Raw genomic sequence first — 15,340 nt, 5'->3', positions numbered from 1 at the left:
GCTGAACCCACGCCGACCGTGCCCACGCCGATGACCAGCTACCGCCATCATCCCGACCGCATCGCCGCGCTCGTGCAGGACGACCGCGTGCACCGCGACCTGTACCTGAGCGAGGAGATCTTCGCGCTCGAACAGGAGCACCTGTTCGCGAACACCTGGGTCTATCTGGGGCATGCGAGCCAGGTGCCGGAGGCGGGCGACTTCGTGGCGCAGGACATTGCGGGCCGGCCGCTGCTCATGGTGCGCCAGCCTGATGGCGCGGTGCATGTGCTCTACAACCGCTGCGCCCACAAGGGCACGCAGCTCGTGACCGACGAATGCGGAAACACCGGCCGCTTCTTTCGCTGCCCCTATCACGCCTGGACCTACAAGCTCGACGGCGCACCGCTCGGTGTGCCGCTGAAGAACGGCTACGAAGGCACGCAGCTCAAGTCCTGCGAGTCGGGCCGGGGGCTCTCGGTGGTGAAGCACGTGAAGGTCTACCGCGATTTCGTCTTCGTGCGGCTCGCGGACAGCGGCCCTTCGTTCGAGGACTACTTCGGCGAGGTGCTCGGCGCCATCGACAACATGGTCGACCGCTCGCCCGAGGGGAGGCTCGCCGTGGGCGGCGGCGTGCTGCGCAACATCGTCCACTGCAACTGGAAGATGTACCTCGAGAACATCAACGACACGGTGCATCCGATGTCGACGCACGAGTCGGCCACCAAGGCGGCCGAGGCGCTGTGGGAAGGTCGCGCGCCTTCTGACCCCAAACCGATGGCGATGGAGCAGATCCTGCCTTTCGGCTCGGGCTACGAATTCTTCGACAAGATGGGCGGACGCGTGTTCGCCAACGGCCACAGCGTGCTGGGCGTGAACTTCAGCATCCACTCCAACTATGCGCAGCTGCCCGAGTACGAGGCTGCGATGCGCGCTGCACACGGCGAGGCGCGCGCGGCCGAGATCCTGCAGCGCTCGCCGCAGAATTCGGTCTTCTATCCGAGCCTGTCGGTCAAGGGCTCGCCGCAGGCCATCCGCGTGATCCGCCCGCTGGCCGCGGACCGCACGCTCATCGAAGCGTGGAGCTTCCGCGCGGCGGGTGCGCCCGAACTGCTGTTCGAGCGCGCGATGAGCTACAACCGGCTCGTGTTCTCGCCGATGTCGGTGGTCGCGCACGACGATGTGCACCTGTTCGAGAGCATCCAGCAGGGCCTGCGTGCAGGAGGCAACGAATGGGTGAGCCTGCACCGCAACTACGACGCGGCCGAACTCGCGCAGCCGACCCTCACCACCAACGGCACCAACGAACTGCTCATGCGCAACCAGTTCCGCGCCTGGGCGAAGTCGATGGCGGCGGGCATGGAGGGTGCGGCATGACGGACCCGCGCGATTTCGTCGCCCATGAGGCCGCACTGCTCGACGAGCGGCGTTTCGACGACTGGCTGACGCTCTTCACCGAGGACGGCCACTACTGGATCCCGCTGCTCGGCGCCGCGCAGGCCGACCCGTTCTCGCACAACTCGCTGGCCTACGAAGACCGGCTGCTGCTGCAGCTGCGCGTCGATCGCCTGAAGAACCCGCGCGCCCATTCGCAGCATCCCGCGAGCCACAGCCAGCATGTGCTGCAGCTTTCGCTCATAGAGGAAGAGACGGGCGATGCGGTTCGCCTGCGCACGCCTTTCCTCTACGTCGAGGCGCGCGGCGAATCGCAGATCCTGCTGGCCGGCACCGCCCGCCACCGCCTCGTGCGCACGCCCACGGGCTGGGCCATCCGCGAGAAGCGCGTCGACCTGCTCAACGCCGCGCGCGCATTGCCGGCGATCCAGTTGTTCATCTGAGTTTCCCGTTCATTCCATCCACCCTCACTGGAGCTACGACATGAAGAGCCTGATGCTGACCTTGACGCGCGGTGCCCTCGCTGCGGCGCTGACCGCCTGTGGTGTTGCGAGCGTGCTGGCGGCCGACCTCAAGGTCGGCCTGAGCGTGTCGCTGTCGGGGCCCAACTCCTCGCTGGGCGTGCCCTATGCCAAGGGCATGCAGGCCGCGCTGGCCTACAAGCCCGAGATCAACGGCCGCAAGGTGCAGCTCATCGTGCTGGACGACGGCTCCGACCCCACCACGGCCGGGCGCAATGCGCGCAAGCTGATCGAGGAGGACAAGGTCGATGTGCTGATGGGCACCTCTGGCGTGCCGGCCGCCATTGCCATGGCGCAGGTCGGCAAGGAAGCCAAGGTGCCGATGATCGGCCTCACGCCCATCCTGCTCGACGCGAACGAGAACCCGTGGGTCATGACGGTGGCGCAGCCCACGCAGCTGATGATCGATGCGGTGGTGGAGCGCATGAAGCGCAACAACGTCAAGACCGTGGGCTACATCGGCTTCACCGATGCCTGGGGCGACCTGGTCTACAACGCGCTGATGAAGGCCGCGCCCGAGGCCGGCATCAAGGTGGTGAGCAACGAGCGCTATGCGCGCGCCGATGCATCGGTGACCGGGCAGGTGCTGAAGATCGTGGCGCTCAGGCCCGATGCGGTGATGACCGGCGGGGCCGGCACGCCGGGCGCGCTGCCGTTCCTTGCGCTGCAGGAGCGCGGCTACAAGGGCGGCGTGTACGGCCAGCACGGGCTGATCAACCCCGACTTCGTGCGCGTGGTCGGCGCCTCGGGACAGAACGCGCTGATGCCCACCGGCCCGGTGATCGTGGCCGAGCAGTTGCCGGACAGCCACCCGACCAAGAAGATCGCGACCGAATTCCGCGCCGTGTTCCAGAAGGTCAACAACGCGCCCACCAGCGATGCGTTCTCGGCCTATTCCTTCGACGGCTGGCTGGTGTTTGCCGATGCCGCCTCGCGCGCCATGAAGAAGGCGGAGCCGGGCACCGCCGAGTTCCGTGTCGCGCTGCGCGATGCCATCTTCAGCACCAAGGAAGTGGTCGGCACGCACGGCGTCTACAGCTTCAAGCCCGGCAGCCTCTACGGCGTGGACGAACGCGCCCGCGTGATCGTCAAGCTCGACAACGGCCAATGGAAGCTCGCACCTTGAACCATCCCATGCCGACGACAACGACAACGATATTGCCAAGGGCTTTTCTATGACATGGGACGTGGCGCTGATTCTCGTCACCGATGGCCTGGCCAACGGTGCCGTCTATCTGCTGGCCGGGCTCGGGCTCGTGCTGATCTTTTCCGTCACGCGGGTGGTGTTCGTCCCGTTCGGCGACATCGCGGCCTTCGCGGCCCTGTCGCTCGCGGCCTTCGAGACCGGCCGCGTGCCGCCGACCATCGGCATGGTCGCCGTGCTTGCGGCGCTGGCGCTGGCGACGGAAATCGGCAGCCTGCTGCGGCGCGGCGAGGCCGCACGCATTCCCAAGGCGGTGCTGATGTGGGGCGTGCTGCCCGCCATTCCGTGCCTGCTGGCCTGGCTGGCGGCACGGCCCGGCGTGCCGGTGGCGGTGCACATCGCCGTGGCCGTGCTGCTGGTGGTGCCCATTGCACCACTGCTCGCGCGGGTGGTGTTCCAGCCGATCGCGGATGCCTCGGTGCTGGTGCTGTTGATCGTCTCGCTGGCGCTGCATTTCCTGCTGTCGGGCCTGGGCCTCCTGTTCTTCGGCCCTGAAGGCTCGCGCACCACGCCGCTCACGAGCGCCGTGTTCACGCTGGGCGACGGCTTCACGGTCAGCGGCCAGGTGGTGCTGATGGTAGGCGCGGCCATCGTGCTGAGCGGCCTCTTCTTCCTGGTGTTCGAGCGCACGGTGGCGGGCAAGGCGCTGCGCGCCACGGCCGTCAACCGCGTGGGCGCACGGCTGGTGGGCATCCGGCCGGTGCGCACGGCGCTGCTGGCCTATGGCTGCGCCTCGCTGCTGGCCGGGCTCATCGGCGTGCTGATCGCGCCGGTGACGACCATGTATTACGACTCGGGCTTCATCATCGGCCTGAAGGCCTTCGTGGCCGCGATCATCGGCGGGCTCGTGAGCTACCCGATGACGGCCGTGGGCGCGCTCGCGGTGGGCGTGGTGGAAAGCTTTGCCTCGTTCTGGAGCGGGGCGCTGAAGGACGTGATCGTGTTCAGCCTGCTGATCCCGGTATTGATGCTCAGGTCGTTCATGGCGGCCCATGCCGAAGAGGAAGAAGACGAGGTGGACCAATGAACGCGAACTCCAAACGCATGGCATGGATCGCGGTGGTGGTCGCCGTGCTGGCCCTGGTGCCGGCGGTGGCGGGCAGCTTCACGGTCTCGCTGCTCAACGACATCGGCATCGGCGCGCTGGTGGCGCTCGGGCTGGTGCTGCTCACCGGCGTGGGCGGTGCGACCTCGTTCGGGCAGGCGGCCTTCGTGGGCATCGCGGCCTATGCGACGGCCTGGCTCACCACCACGCAAGGCATGTCGCCATGGATCGGCCTCTTGTTCGCGCTGCTGCTCACGGGCCTGTCGGCGCTGGCCATCGGCATGCTCACGCTGCGGCTGGGCGGGCACTTCCTGCCGCTCAGCACCATCGCCTGGGGCCTGTCGATCGCGATGCTGTTCGGCAACGTCGATGCGCTCGGGCGCCACACGGGCCTGTCGAACATTCCGGCGCTGCAGATCGCGGGCTGGTCGCTGGCCGATCCGCGTTCGATGTACTACCTGATCTGGGTGGTGGTGGGGCTGGCCTGCCTGTTCAGCCACAACCTGCTGCAGTCGCGGCCGGGGCGCGCAATCCGTGGCCTGCGCGGCGGCGCCACGCTGCTCGCGAGCGTAGGGGCCGACGCCTACCGCGTACGGCTCACGCTGTTTGTCACGGCAGCGCTGTTCGCGGGGCTGGCGGGCTGGCTCTATGCGCACATGAACCGCTTCGTGAGCCCGTCGCCCTTCGACGTGCGCGCCAGCATCGAATACCTGCTGATGGCGGTGGCCGGCGGGCTCGGGCAGCTGGCTGGCGCGCTGGTGGGTGCCGCGCTGGTGCTGGTGCTCAAGAACGGCCTGCAGGACGTGCTGCCGATGCTCACGCAGCGTGCGGGCCAGCTGGAAGCCGTGGCCTTCGCGACGCTTTTCATTTTGCTGCTGCACTTTGCGCGCGGCGGCCTCATGGGCCTGCTGCGGCGCTGGACACGCCGCCGCGCCGGCACGCAAGGCGCTTCGCGCCACGAGGCGCCGGCGGTCGATCCGCTGCCGCACCGCCAGCTGCCCACGCGCGGTGCGCAGGTGCTGTCGGTGAAGGGCGCGGTCAAGCGCTTCGGTGGACTGGTGGCGGTCAACGACGTGAGCTTCGAAGTGAACGCGGGCGAGATCGTCGGCCTGATCGGGCCCAACGGCGCGGGCAAGTCGACCATGTTCAACCTGCTGACCTGCACCCTGCCGATGAGCGCGGGCCAGGTGCGCTTTCTCGACCACGACATCGCCGGCATGCCGCAGCGGCAGGTGGCGCGGCTGGGCCTTGCGCGCACCTTCCAGCACGTGAAGCTCAGGCCGCACATGAGCCTGCTCGACAACGTGGCGCTGGGCGCGCATTCGCGCACGCGCTCGGGCATCCTGGAGGCGGGCCTGCGGCTGGACCGCAAGGAAGAGATGCAGATCCTGCAGGAGGCGCAGCGCCAGCTCGACCGCATCGGCCTGGGCAACCGTGCGCACGAGCTCGCAGGCAGCCTGCCGCTGGGCACACAGCGCATCCTGGAAATCGCACGTGCGCTGGCCGCCGACCCGGTGCTGCTGGTGCTCGACGAGCCGGCGGCGGGCCTGCGCCGCAAGGAAAAGATGGCGCTCGGCGACCTGCTGCGCAAGCTGCGCGAGGAGGGCGTGACCATCCTCATCGTCGAGCACGACATGGACTTCGTGATGAAACTGGTGGACCGCCTGGTGGTGATGAACTTCGGCTCCAAGCTCGTGGAGGGCGTGCCGTCGGCGGTTCGCGCCGACGAGCGTGTGCAGGCGGCTTACCTGGGGAGTGTTGTATGAGCGCCGCACGGCCGCCCGAAGGCGCGGGCCCCCTTCAGGGGGTGCGCGAAGTACACGAAGTGACAAGCCTGGGGGTGACGAAATGACCGCGATGCTGGAGATTGGCGACCTGCATGTGTCGTACGGGCAGGTCGAGGCGGTGCGCGGCGTGTCGCTCGACCTGCAGCCGGGCCAGATCATCTCGGTGATCGGGCCCAATGGCGCGGGCAAGACCACGCTGCTCGCGGCCGCCATGGGGCTGCTGCCGTGCAAGGGCACGCTCCGCTTCGAGGGCGAAGACCTGCAGGGACTCGACGTGGAGGCGCGCGTGGAGCGCGGCCTGTGCCTGGTGCCCGAGAAGCGCGAACTGTTCGGCGAGCTCACGGTGCTCGACAACCTGCAGCTCGGCGCCTATGCCAAGCGGCTGCGCAGCGATGCGATGAAGCGCCAGCTGCAATCGGTGTACGACCGTTTTCCGCGCCTGGCCGAGCGCCGCTCGCAGCGCGCCGACACGCTCTCGGGCGGCGAGCGGCAGATGCTCGCGGTGGGCCGTGCCCTGATGTCCGCGCCGCGCCTGCTGATGCTCGACGAGCCCAGCCTCGGCCTCGCGCCGCTGATCGTGCGCGACATTCTTTCGATCGTTCGCAAGCTGCGCGAGGACGGCGTCTCGATCCTGCTGGTGGAGCAGAACGCGCGCGCCGCGCTCGAGACCTCGGACCACGGCTACGTGCTGGAAACCGGCGAGATCGCGCTGTCGGGCGCATCGGGCGAACTCGCGAGCGATCCACGGGTGCAGGCCACCTACCTCGGCGGAGGCACGCACGATGACGAGTGAGGCGCGCGCGCTGCCGCCGGGCCAGCGCACGCTGCCCGCGATGCTGCGGCGGCAGTCGGAACGCTTCGCTGCGCGCCCGCTGCTGCGGATTGCGGGCCGGCAGTGGACGCATGGCGACGCGGCCGAGGCGGCTGCGGTGCGAGCCGGCGCGCTGGCAGAGGCCGGCGTGGCGCGCGGCGACCGCGTCGCCGTGATGTGCGGCAACCGCATCGAGTTTCTCGAAATCTTTCTCGGCGCGGGCTGGCTCGGCGCCTCGGTGGTGCCGGTCAACACCGCGTCGATGGGGCCGCAGATCGAATACTTCCTTGCCAACAGCGAGGCGAAGCTGCTGGTGATCGAGGCGGGCTTTCTCGAACGGCTGGAGGCGGCCGACCTGGGGCGCACGTCCCTGCGCGAGCTCTGGATCGTCGGTGAAGCGCCCGTTTCATGGACGCCGCCCGCGGGCGTTCGCGCCTCCGGCTACCCGGAAGGCGCGCAGGCCATCGCGCCCGCTGCGGTGCAGCCCGGCGATCCGCTCGCCATCCTCTACACCTCTGGCACCACCGGCCCGGCCAAGGGCGTGGTCTGCCCGCATGCGCAGTATTTCTGGTGGGGCGTGAACAGCGCCGAGGTGCTCGGCGTCGGCCGCGACGACGTGCTGTGCACCACGCTGCCGCTGTTCCACATCAATGCGCTCAACACCTTCGCGCAGGCCGCGCTGACCGGCGCCGAGGTGGTGTTCGAATCGCGCTTCTCGGCCTCGGGCTTCTGGCCGTCGATGCGCGCCAACGGCGCGACCGTGGTCTACCTGCTGGGTGCGATGGTGCCGATCCTGCTGGCCCAGCCCGAGGGCGAAGGCGAGCGCGATCACCGTGTGCGCATCGGCCTCGGGCCAGGCGTGCCGTCGGCCGCCGGGCAGGCCTTCAGGGCGCGCACCGGCGTGGCGCTGCTCGAAGGCTATGGGTCGACCGAGACCAACTTCGCGATCGCCACCGCGCCGGATTCGCCGCGCAGCGGCGTCATGGGCTGGCTGCGCCCCGGCTTCCAGGCGCGCGTGGCCGATGAGGGCGATGTGGAGCTGCCCGCGGGCGAAGCCGGCGAACTGCTGCTGCGTGCGGACGAACCCCACGCCTTTGCGAGTGGCTACTTCAACATGCCCGAGAAGACGGTCGAGGCCTGGCGCAACCTCTGGTTCCATACGGGCGACCGCGTGGTGCGCGATGCCGATGGCGCCTTTCGCTTTGTCGACCGCATCAAGGACGCCATCCGCAGGCGCGGCGAGAACATCTCGTCCTTCGAGGTCGAGCAGGTGCTGCTGAGCCACCCCGGCGTGGCTTCGTGCGCCGTGTACCCGGTGCAATCCGAACTGGCCGAGGACGAGGTGATGGCCGCGCTGGTGCCGCGCGAGGGCCAGCGCATCGACCCGGCCGAACTGGCGCGCTTCTGCGAGGGGCGCCTGCCGTACTTCGCGGTACCGCGCTACATCGACGTGCTGGCCGACCTGCCGCGCACCGAGAACGGCAAGGTGCAGAAGTTCAAGCTGCGCGAGCGCGGCGTCGGCGAACAGACCTGGGACGGGCGGCCCGCCGTTCGTCCCCCGGCACAGACGGCATGAGTTCCGCGCCGCCACCGCTTGCCGGCCAGGCCGCGTTCGTGACCGGCGCGGGGCAGGGCCTGGGCGCCGCCATTGCGCGCGGGTTGGCCGAAGCGGGTGCGCGCGTGGTGCTTGCGGACATCGATGCGCGTAGCGCCGAATCGGCGGCCGCGGGCCTGCGCGCCGCGGGCGCCGATTGCATCGCGATGGAACTCGACGTGCGCAGCGAGCCGGCGTTCGCGCGCTGCTTCGATGCAGCGGTGGCCCATTTCGGCGCCATCGACCTGCTGGTCAACAACGCCGCGCGCACGCCGTTCACTTCGCTCTGGGACATCACGCCCGACGAGTGGGACGACGTGCTGGCCGTCAACCTGCGCGGCAGCTTCTTCGGCTGCCGCATCGCCGGTCGGCACATGCGGGGGCGCGGGTCTGGGCGCATCGTCAACCTGGCGTCGCTGTCGGGCCAGCAGCCCAGCGCCGCGACCGGCGTGCACTACGCGGCCAGCAAGGCCGCGCTGCTGGCGCTGACGCGCAGCTTCGCGCAGGAACTCGCGCCGCATGGCGTCACCGTGAACGCACTGGCCCCGGCGGCGGTTCGCAGCCCCGCGCTCGATGCACTGGACCCGGCGCGGCAGCAGGCGCTGAAGGCCACCATTCCCCTCGGCCGCTTCGGCGAGGCCGAAGAGGTGGCGGCCGCCGTCGTCTACCTCGCGTCGCCCGCGACCGCCTTCATGACAGGCGCCACGCTGGACCTCAACGGCGGCCGCTTCATGCGCTGAACAGGCGATGCGCCATACACGCTAAAATAGTTCAGAACTAAACAATTCAGGTATGCACGCAAATTCATTGACCGGCCGCCATGCCCTCGTCACCGGCGCCGCGCGCGGCATCGGGGCCGAGATCGCCCGCACCCTGGCTGCCGAGGGCGCAACGCTCACGCTGCTCGGGCGCGACCTCGATGCGCTCCGGCGCGTGGCTGCGTCGCTCGCGGGCCAGGGCCACGGCGTGGCCGCGGCCGACGTGGCCGACGCGCAGGCCGTGCAGTCGGCCTTCGCGCTGGCGCGTGCCGAGCGCGGGCCGTTCGCCATCCTCGTCAACAACGCGGGTGCAGCCGAGAGCACGCCTTTTCTCAAGACTTCGGCCGAGCTCTGGCAGCGCATGCTGTCGGTGAACCTCACCGGCACCTTCCTGTGCACCCAGGCCGCGCTGCCCGACATGCTCGAAGCCGGCTGGGGCCGTATCGTCAACATCGCCAGCACCGCGGGCCAGAAGGGCTATGCCTACGTCGCGGCCTATGCGGCGGCCAAGCATGGCGTGGTCGGGCTCACGCGCTCGCTCGCGCTCGAGGTGGCGCGCAAGGGCGTCACGGTGAACGCGGTGTGCCCCGGCTACACCGACACCGACATCCTGCGCGCGAGCGTTGCCAACGTGGTGGGCAAGACCGGCCGCAGCGAAGCCGATGCGCTGGCCGAGTTCTCCAGCGCCAATCCGCAGCGCCGCATCGTGCAGCCCGCCGAGGTGGCGGACGCGGTACGCTGGCTCTGCGGGGAGGGCGCCGCGTCCGTCACCGGGCAGTCGGTCTCGGTGTCGGGCGGGGAGGTGATGTGATGCGCAACGACGCCTCGCATGCCGCGCTCAGCGACGCCGAAGAGCTCGGCCACGAGGCCCGCGCCGGCCGCGAAGACCACGCCATGCTCAGGCTGTGGCTGCGCATGCTCGCCAGCACCACGCAGATCGAGGCCGAGATACGGCGCCGGCTGCGCGAGCGCTTCGGCATCTCGCTGGCGCGCTTCGACTACATGGCCCAGCTCTACCGCTATGAAGAGGGCCTGAAGATGCGCGTGCTGTCGCGCTACCTGATGGTGACCGGCGGCAACGTCACGGGCCTGACCGACGAGCTCGAGCGCGACGGCCTGGTGGCGCGCGCCCACAGCCCCGACGACCGCCGCTCGTGGATCGTGAGCCTCACGCCCAAGGGCCGCGCGAGCTTCGAGACCATGGCCAAGGAGCACGAGCAATGGATCCTCGAGATGTTCTCCGGCCTCGACATGAAGACCGTCAGGCAGATGCATGCCCAGCTCGGCCAGCTGCGCGTGCACGTGATGCGAAGCGAGCCTGCGGGCGAGGAGGGCTGATGGCGACGAGCACAGGCGAAACCGAAGCGCCCCAGGTCGAGTTCCAACGCGCGCGGATGATCCGCTTTTCCGATTGCGACCCGGCAGGCATCGTCTTCTATCCGCAGTACTTCATCATGCTCAACGGCCTGGTGGAAGACTGGGTGAGCGAAGGGCTCGGCATCGGCTACCACGCGCTCATCGCCGAGCGGCGCATCGGCCTGCCCACGGTGCGGCTCGAGGCCGACTTCCGCGCCGTGAGCCGCATGGGTGACCAAGTCATGTTGGGCCTTGCCGTGGAGCGGCTGGGCTCGCGCTCCATGACGCTCGTGCTGCGCTGCTTCGATCCCGCGAGCGGCGAACTGCGCATGCAGGTCAGGCAGGTGCTCGTGACCACCTCGCTCGAGAGCCATCGCGCCGTGGAAATTCCGCAAGACCTGCGCACGGCCATCCTGCGCGGCACGCCCTCGCTCGCCTGAAGCGCATCAGGGCGGCGGCTCGTCACCGGGCGCGCGTGCCGCACGCTGCTTGAGCCAGCCGCTGAGTTCCCTCTTTTCCTTGGCGTTGGCCTGCCGCCAGGCCTGGCGCGCGGCTGCGATGAAGCGCTCTTCCGCCGCATCGGGCACTTCGGAGGGCCGGTCTTCCTTGTCGAGCCAGCCCGGCTCCACCTCGCAATGCTGCTCGATCTGCCGCGCCAGGTTGTCGCCGATCGGGCGGGAGCTCTTGATCTGGCTCCACATGCTGGGCGAGATTTCGATCTTCCTGGCAAAGGCCTGGTCCAGTCCCTTGGCGGGCAGGCCGGCTGCAATGGCCCCTTCGAGAAAGCGGCGGTGCAGCGCAAGAACATTGCGGCGACGCGCGACGGTGGTATTGGGCACTGTTTGAAAACAACAACAACGAGACAGAGAAAGATTGTCCCGGTTGTTGACGCTCGCGTAAACACTATTTACAGTTCGGCTCATTCGCGGTCTCGGCCGCACAAAGAAGAAAACTTCAACCAGGAACCATCGTGATCCCCACCGCACTGAACCTCACCAGCATTCGACCCGCTTCGGGCCGATCGCTCGTGCGCGTTGCAGCGTTCAAAGGTCGGATGCCCCCGGGCGGAGGTTGCGCTTAAAGCGCACTTCCCAAGCTCTGTTCACCAGAGGCCCGGACACCGCAAGGTTCCGGGCCTTTTTTTTTGTTTTGCCATTTCGGGTGTGCCTTCGCCACACCGCCAGTTTCCAGCCGCGTGGACGGCCTGGCGGGATGTGCAGGAAAGTGGACCGTTCCTGTGCGGCGACGTCGTACGGGGCAGCACCCCAGGGTGCTGTCCGTCGCGCGAGGACACAACCGAAATGGAAAACCCGCGCCATCAACCCAAGGAGCCACCATGCGCAAGCGCAGCAACACCCCCATCCGGATGATCGCGGTTCGTCCGGCGCAGCCGCGCCGCCGCATGGCGTGGGCGCTTGCGCAGCGCCTGGGCATCGGCGCTGCGGCCGGGCAGGGCGCGCAGGAGCCTTCGCTTGCGCCAACGGACCGCAGCCTCGAATATCCCGATCTCGACCAGCGCGTGCGCGAAGTCGGCGAGTGGTAGTGCTGCAAGGCATCGATATGAACATGAAGGAGTGAGTGCCGCATGGACAACAAGCAAGCCATCATCGAAAGCCTCGCGCGGGCATTGGAAAGCTGGGTGCGCCATGCCAGCGCTGCCCAGCTCTGGCAGGTGCAGCAGCAAGGCGGCCTGGGGGCGTCCATCGCGGTGGAAGAAGATGTCGTGCACGCCCGCATCGAACTCGGCGGCCCGCGCAACCCGCTGTCGGAACTGGGCCGCACCGATGGGCGCCTGCCCGTGACGGAAGCCTTTCTCGGCAACGGCGCCGCATCATGGGGCGCGCCGCCCCCGCACGGAGACCCGGCGCGCGAGGTCTGGTTCCTGTCGAACGAAATGGCCCAGGGACATGCGCGCCAGTACCTGCTGGCGGAGGTGCGAGAAAGGCGGGAAGTGCTGTTGCGGTTTGTCGAGGGCTGGCTGGACGGCGCGCCGTAGTGCCCTAGGGGGAGGCCAATGAAAAAAGCCCGCTACCGGGGAGGTAGCGGGCTTTTCAGCGTTTCCGCGATGTTGGTTGGTGGGCCCTGAGTGACTCGAACACTCGACCTACGGATTAAGAGTCCGCTGCTCTACCAACTGAGCTAAGAGCCCTTGCACAAAACGTTTTGCGTTTTTTGGCAAGACCGCAAGTATAGCGTAAAAATTCCGAGGCTCAACGATTTTGTACGCGGCGGCGTTAGGATTCGCCATCATCGACGGGGCCGCGGTCCCTCCATCAGGAGATCTTCCATGACAGATACCACCACCATGTCCCATGTTGTGATCACCGGGGCCGCAGGCGCGCTGGGCCGCGCGGTGGTCCAGCACTTCCTCGAGCAGGGCGCGCGCCTGGCGCTGGTTGACCACCGCGCGGATCGCCTGGCCGAGGTCTTCCCGGGCCTGGACAACTCGCAGCACCTGCTGCTGGCGGGCGACGTGACCTCGGCGGCCGACATGTCGGAACTCGCGAGCCAGGCGCTCAAGGCCTTCGGCCGCATCGATGCGCTGGTCCACATTGCCGGCGGCTTCGAGATGGGCGAGGCCACGCACGCGCTCACGCGGGCGAGCTGGGACCGGATGATGAACCTCAACGCCTGGTCCTTCGTGGCGGTGACGCAGGCGGTGCTGCCTTCGATGATCGAGCATGGCGCAGGCCGCATCGTGGCGGTGACGGCCAAGGTGGCGGCGCGCGGCCTGCCGGCCATGGCGGCGTACATCGCATCGAAGAGCGCGCTGCAGCGCCTGGTCGAGGCCATGGCCGCCGAGGCCGCCCCGCATGGCGTGGCCATCAACAGCGTGGCGCCCAGCGTGCTCGACACGCCGGCCAATCGGCAGGCCATGCCGGACGCCAATCCCGCCGAATGGGTGTCGACTGCCGTCGCGGCGCAGACCATCGGCTTTCTTGCGTCGCCCGCGGCCGCGGCGCTGCATGGGCAGCACCTGACGCTCGACACCTGAGCTGAAGCAACAGCAGCAGCAAGGGCCCTGGCGGCAACGCCAGGGCTTTTTTTTGCCTCTTCGCGCGGCCGCTGGCGGGCAGGCGCTTTGTCATGGTTGCGGGCCAAGGGGGCGGGGCGCTTGTCTCCCTGGAAAAGGGGCGCACTGCTCATGTGCGCATACGGCGCGATTTCTACAGTGACTCCACGGCAAGACGCTTCGGCCCGGCAAGGGGAAAGAAGCGGTGCCGGCCGACAAACATCACTGGGGAACACGCATGGAAACGCTCAACCTGCTGCCAAGAAGCTTCATGACCCTGCTGCGCGAGGACGCGGGCATGTCGTTCATGGAAGCCGCGCTCATCGGTTCGCTGGTGGTGGTTGTGTGCCTGCTCCTGCTGCTTGCCGTGCGGCGCAGCGCCTGAGGTCCGCGCCATGCAGGAATTCAACGCAGTCCTCGATCTGCTGACCATGCTGGCCTCGGACTTCCGCATGGGCGGGCTCTTCGTGCTGCTGGTGATGGCGGCGGTGAGCGACGTGCGCTTCTATCGCATTCCCAACTGGCTGACCTTCGGCGGCATGGTGTTCGCGATCGTCTACGGCACCTTCGCGGCGCGCACGCCGATGACAGGCGCGATGGCCGCTCTGGGCGGCCTGGGCACCGGCCTCGCGATCATGCTGCCGTTCTATGTGCTGGGGATCATGGGCGCGGGCGACGTCAAGCTGATGGCGATGGTCGGCGCCTTTCTCGGGCCCTACCAGACGCTGCAGGCCATCCTGTTCACCTGCATTGCCGGCGGCTTTGCGGCCGTGGCGGTGGCCATTCACCGGCGCCGCCTGGGCCACATGCTGGCCAACGTCAAGGGAGCCGCGCAGGGCATCGTCGTCTCGGGCATTGCGGGCATACGGCCGAACGGAACGATCGACACGCGGCAATCCATCGGAAAGCTGCCGTACGGCATCTGCATTTGCGTGGGGACGATCGCACAGGTCCTGGCGCATCAGTTGGGCTTCGTCTAGCCCGTCCCATTCTTCATTTCATCCACGGCGGAGATTCGCATGAAAAACATCAAGGCGCTCGGGCTGCTTCTGCTGGCCCTCCTGACCGGCCTGGCGGCCGCGGTCTACGCAGCGGGCTGGGTCTCCCGACAAGGCGGGATCGCATCCAACAAGGTGGTGGTGGCCGCCGTCGACATCGAACTGGGCAGCCGGGTCAACCCCCAGATGCTGTCGCTGGTCGACTGGCCGAGCGGCTCGCTGCCGCCCGGTTCGTTCAAGGACGCCAAGTCGCTCGAGGACCGCGTGGTCAAGGTCGGCGTGCTGCGCGGCGAGGCCATCCTGGAAGGCAAGCTCGCGCCGGTCGGCACCAAGGGCGGCCTCTCCGCCGTCATTGCCAGCGGCAAGCGCGCCATGACCGTGCGGGTCAACGACGTGGTGGGCGTGGCGGGCTTTGCGCTGCCGGGCAACTACGTCGATGTGATGGTCAACGCGCAGCAGGACAAGAACCGCGGCGAAGAGAACCGCCAGATCAGCAAGACCGTGCTCGAGAAAGTGCTGGTGCTGGCGGTGGCGCAGGAGGCCAACCGCGACGACACCAAGCCGAAGGTGGTCAGCGCCGTGACGCTGGAGTTGTCGCTCGAAGACTCCGAAAAGCTCGACCTCGCACGCAGCGTGGGAACCCTCTCGCTGGTGCTGCGCAACCAGATGGACAGGACCACGGTTGCCACCGCAGGCGTCACCAAGGGCCAGCTGTTCGGCGAGAAGGAAATCCTGCCGATCTCCACCACCGTGGCAGCGCGGCCGGCCCCCGCGCGAGTGCCGCGTACTGCCCCCGTGGTGCTGCGGCAACCAGAGTGCGTGGAAGTGATCCAGCACGCAGCCCGCTCGCTCACCTGCTTCTGATCACCCGCCTGGAGG

Annotated in this window: 18 protein-coding genes and 1 tRNA gene; 17 read left to right on the top strand and 2 right to left on the bottom strand. The window is 68.3% G+C overall.

Annotation, left to right across the window (positions count from 1 at the left end):
- The first annotated feature begins 30 nt into the window (after positions 1-30).
- The 11 genes from EJO66_RS01110 (at position 31) to EJO66_RS01060 (ending at position 10,890) form a co-directional block, all read left to right on the top strand.
- Positions 31-1,356 carry an aromatic ring-hydroxylating dioxygenase subunit alpha gene (locus tag EJO66_RS01110; protein ID WP_125964594.1) on the top strand — a complete coding sequence of 442 codons (1,326 nt, stop codon included), beginning with the start codon at positions 31-33 and terminating at the stop codon, positions 1,354-1,356.
- Complete coding sequence (locus EJO66_RS01105; RefSeq protein ID WP_124957072.1) at positions 1,353-1,817, top strand: aromatic-ring-hydroxylating dioxygenase subunit beta; 465 nt, start codon at positions 1,353-1,355, stop codon at positions 1,815-1,817. Before EJO66_RS01110 ends, EJO66_RS01105 begins: the two co-directional genes overlap by 4 nt.
- A gap of 40 nt (positions 1,818-1,857) precedes the next feature.
- Positions 1,858-3,021: an ABC transporter substrate-binding protein gene (locus tag EJO66_RS01100; RefSeq protein ID WP_124957070.1), complete on the top strand. Its 1,164-nt coding sequence runs from the start codon at positions 1,858-1,860 to the stop codon at positions 3,019-3,021.
- 49 nt (positions 3,022-3,070) lie between these two features.
- Positions 3,071-4,126: a branched-chain amino acid ABC transporter permease gene (locus EJO66_RS01095; RefSeq protein ID WP_124957068.1), complete on the top strand. Its 1,056-nt coding sequence runs from the start codon at positions 3,071-3,073 to the stop codon at positions 4,124-4,126.
- Positions 4,123-5,910, top strand: coding sequence for a branched-chain amino acid ABC transporter ATP-binding protein/permease (locus tag EJO66_RS01090; RefSeq protein WP_124957066.1), 1,788 nt, complete (start codon positions 4,123-4,125; stop codon positions 5,908-5,910). Before EJO66_RS01095 ends, EJO66_RS01090 begins: the two co-directional genes overlap by 4 nt.
- An 82-nt stretch (positions 5,911-5,992) precedes the next feature.
- On the top strand, positions 5,993-6,724 hold the full coding sequence (locus EJO66_RS01085; protein WP_047785234.1) for an ABC transporter ATP-binding protein: 732 nt from the start codon (positions 5,993-5,995) through the stop codon (positions 6,722-6,724).
- The gene (locus EJO66_RS01080) at positions 6,714-8,318 is read left to right on the top strand and encodes an ATP-dependent acyl-CoA ligase (protein WP_125964493.1); all 1,605 of its coding nucleotides are present in this window, start codon (positions 6,714-6,716) and stop codon (positions 8,316-8,318) included. The genes EJO66_RS01085 and EJO66_RS01080 overlap by 11 nt, the downstream gene beginning before the upstream one ends.
- Positions 8,315-9,076 carry an SDR family NAD(P)-dependent oxidoreductase gene (locus EJO66_RS01075; protein WP_124957062.1) on the top strand — a complete coding sequence of 254 codons (762 nt, stop codon included), beginning with the start codon at positions 8,315-8,317 and terminating at the stop codon, positions 9,074-9,076. Before EJO66_RS01080 ends, EJO66_RS01075 begins: the two co-directional genes overlap by 4 nt.
- 52 nt (positions 9,077-9,128) lie before the next feature.
- Complete coding sequence (locus EJO66_RS01070) at positions 9,129-9,905, top strand: SDR family NAD(P)-dependent oxidoreductase (RefSeq protein ID WP_124957060.1); 777 nt, start codon at positions 9,129-9,131, stop codon at positions 9,903-9,905.
- The gene (locus EJO66_RS01065) at positions 9,905-10,432 is read left to right on the top strand and encodes a MarR family winged helix-turn-helix transcriptional regulator (protein ID WP_012746654.1); all 528 of its coding nucleotides are present in this window, start codon (positions 9,905-9,907) and stop codon (positions 10,430-10,432) included. The genes EJO66_RS01070 and EJO66_RS01065 overlap by 1 nt, the downstream gene beginning before the upstream one ends.
- Entirely contained in the window at positions 10,432-10,890 is a 459-nt protein-coding gene (locus tag EJO66_RS01060) for an acyl-CoA thioesterase (RefSeq protein WP_124957058.1), read from the top strand. Before EJO66_RS01065 ends, EJO66_RS01060 begins: the two co-directional genes overlap by 1 nt.
- A gap of 6 nt (positions 10,891-10,896) precedes the next feature.
- Here the strand turns inward: EJO66_RS01060 and EJO66_RS01055 are convergent, their stop codons facing one another.
- Positions 10,897-11,289, bottom strand: coding sequence for a hypothetical protein (locus EJO66_RS01055; protein ID WP_125964492.1), 393 nt, complete (start codon positions 11,287-11,289; stop codon positions 10,897-10,899).
- 497 nt (positions 11,290-11,786) lie between these two features.
- Here EJO66_RS01055 and EJO66_RS01050 point away from each other — a divergent pair, with 497 nt between their 5' ends.
- Both EJO66_RS01050 and EJO66_RS01045 read left to right on the top strand, forming a co-directional pair.
- Positions 11,787-11,993, top strand: coding sequence for a short-chain dehydrogenase (locus tag EJO66_RS01050; RefSeq protein ID WP_124957054.1), 207 nt, complete (start codon positions 11,787-11,789; stop codon positions 11,991-11,993).
- A gap of 42 nt (positions 11,994-12,035) precedes the next feature.
- Positions 12,036-12,446 (top strand): hypothetical protein, encoded by a 411-nt coding sequence (locus tag EJO66_RS01045; protein WP_124957052.1) that lies wholly within the window; start codon positions 12,036-12,038, stop codon positions 12,444-12,446.
- A gap of 77 nt (positions 12,447-12,523) precedes the next feature.
- Here the strand turns inward: EJO66_RS01045 and EJO66_RS01040 are convergent.
- Positions 12,524-12,599 (bottom strand) — tRNA-Lys (locus EJO66_RS01040).
- 138 nt (positions 12,600-12,737) lie between these two features.
- Between EJO66_RS01040 and EJO66_RS01035 the strand changes: the two genes are divergently transcribed.
- From EJO66_RS01035 to cpaB, 4 genes are all read left to right on the top strand, one after another.
- Positions 12,738-13,445: an SDR family NAD(P)-dependent oxidoreductase gene (locus EJO66_RS01035; RefSeq protein WP_125964491.1), complete on the top strand. Its 708-nt coding sequence runs from the start codon at positions 12,738-12,740 to the stop codon at positions 13,443-13,445.
- A gap of 256 nt (positions 13,446-13,701) precedes the next feature.
- On the top strand, positions 13,702-13,848 hold the full coding sequence (locus EJO66_RS32500; protein ID WP_164547758.1) for a hypothetical protein: 147 nt from the start codon (positions 13,702-13,704) through the stop codon (positions 13,846-13,848).
- Positions 13,849-13,858: 10 nt separating this feature from the next.
- Positions 13,859-14,443: an A24 family peptidase gene (locus EJO66_RS01030; RefSeq protein ID WP_124957048.1), complete on the top strand. Its 585-nt coding sequence runs from the start codon at positions 13,859-13,861 to the stop codon at positions 14,441-14,443.
- 39 nt (positions 14,444-14,482) lie between these two features.
- The gene (gene cpaB / locus EJO66_RS01025) at positions 14,483-15,325 is read left to right on the top strand and encodes a Flp pilus assembly protein CpaB (RefSeq protein ID WP_124957046.1); all 843 of its coding nucleotides are present in this window, start codon (positions 14,483-14,485) and stop codon (positions 15,323-15,325) included.
- Positions 15,326-15,340 lie beyond the last annotated feature (15 nt).

Origin of the sequence: Variovorax beijingensis (assembly GCF_003951285.1) — a bacterium.
Taxonomy (GTDB): Bacteria; Pseudomonadota; Gammaproteobacteria; order Burkholderiales; family Burkholderiaceae_C; genus Variovorax; species Variovorax beijingensis.
Note: the sequence above shows the minus strand (reverse complement) of the source record. Positions and strands in the feature narration are given on the sequence as shown.

Coding starts and splice junctions, on each gene's coding strand:
- EJO66_RS01110 (WP_125964594.1), top strand. CDS start 31: ATGACCAGCTACCGCCATCATCCCGACCGCATCGCCGCGCTCGTGCAG.
- EJO66_RS01105 (WP_124957072.1), top strand. CDS start 1,353: ATGACGGACCCGCGCGATTTCGTCGCCCATGAGGCCGCACTGCTCGAC.
- EJO66_RS01100 (WP_124957070.1), top strand. CDS start 1,858: ATGAAGAGCCTGATGCTGACCTTGACGCGCGGTGCCCTCGCTGCGGCG.
- EJO66_RS01095 (WP_124957068.1), top strand. CDS start 3,071: ATGACATGGGACGTGGCGCTGATTCTCGTCACCGATGGCCTGGCCAAC.
- EJO66_RS01090 (WP_124957066.1), top strand. CDS start 4,123: ATGAACGCGAACTCCAAACGCATGGCATGGATCGCGGTGGTGGTCGCC.
- EJO66_RS01085 (WP_047785234.1), top strand. CDS start 5,993: ATGACCGCGATGCTGGAGATTGGCGACCTGCATGTGTCGTACGGGCAG.
- EJO66_RS01080 (WP_125964493.1), top strand. CDS start 6,714: ATGACGAGTGAGGCGCGCGCGCTGCCGCCGGGCCAGCGCACGCTGCCC.
- EJO66_RS01075 (WP_124957062.1), top strand. CDS start 8,315: ATGAGTTCCGCGCCGCCACCGCTTGCCGGCCAGGCCGCGTTCGTGACC.
- EJO66_RS01070 (WP_124957060.1), top strand. CDS start 9,129: ATGCACGCAAATTCATTGACCGGCCGCCATGCCCTCGTCACCGGCGCC.
- EJO66_RS01065 (WP_012746654.1), top strand. CDS start 9,905: ATGCGCAACGACGCCTCGCATGCCGCGCTCAGCGACGCCGAAGAGCTC.
- EJO66_RS01060 (WP_124957058.1), top strand. CDS start 10,432: ATGGCGACGAGCACAGGCGAAACCGAAGCGCCCCAGGTCGAGTTCCAA.
- EJO66_RS01050 (WP_124957054.1), top strand. CDS start 11,787: ATGCGCAAGCGCAGCAACACCCCCATCCGGATGATCGCGGTTCGTCCG.
- EJO66_RS01045 (WP_124957052.1), top strand. CDS start 12,036: ATGGACAACAAGCAAGCCATCATCGAAAGCCTCGCGCGGGCATTGGAA.
- EJO66_RS01035 (WP_125964491.1), top strand. CDS start 12,738: ATGACAGATACCACCACCATGTCCCATGTTGTGATCACCGGGGCCGCA.
- EJO66_RS32500 (WP_164547758.1), top strand. CDS start 13,702: ATGGAAACGCTCAACCTGCTGCCAAGAAGCTTCATGACCCTGCTGCGC.
- EJO66_RS01030 (WP_124957048.1), top strand. CDS start 13,859: ATGCAGGAATTCAACGCAGTCCTCGATCTGCTGACCATGCTGGCCTCG.
- cpaB (WP_124957046.1), top strand. CDS start 14,483: ATGAAAAACATCAAGGCGCTCGGGCTGCTTCTGCTGGCCCTCCTGACC.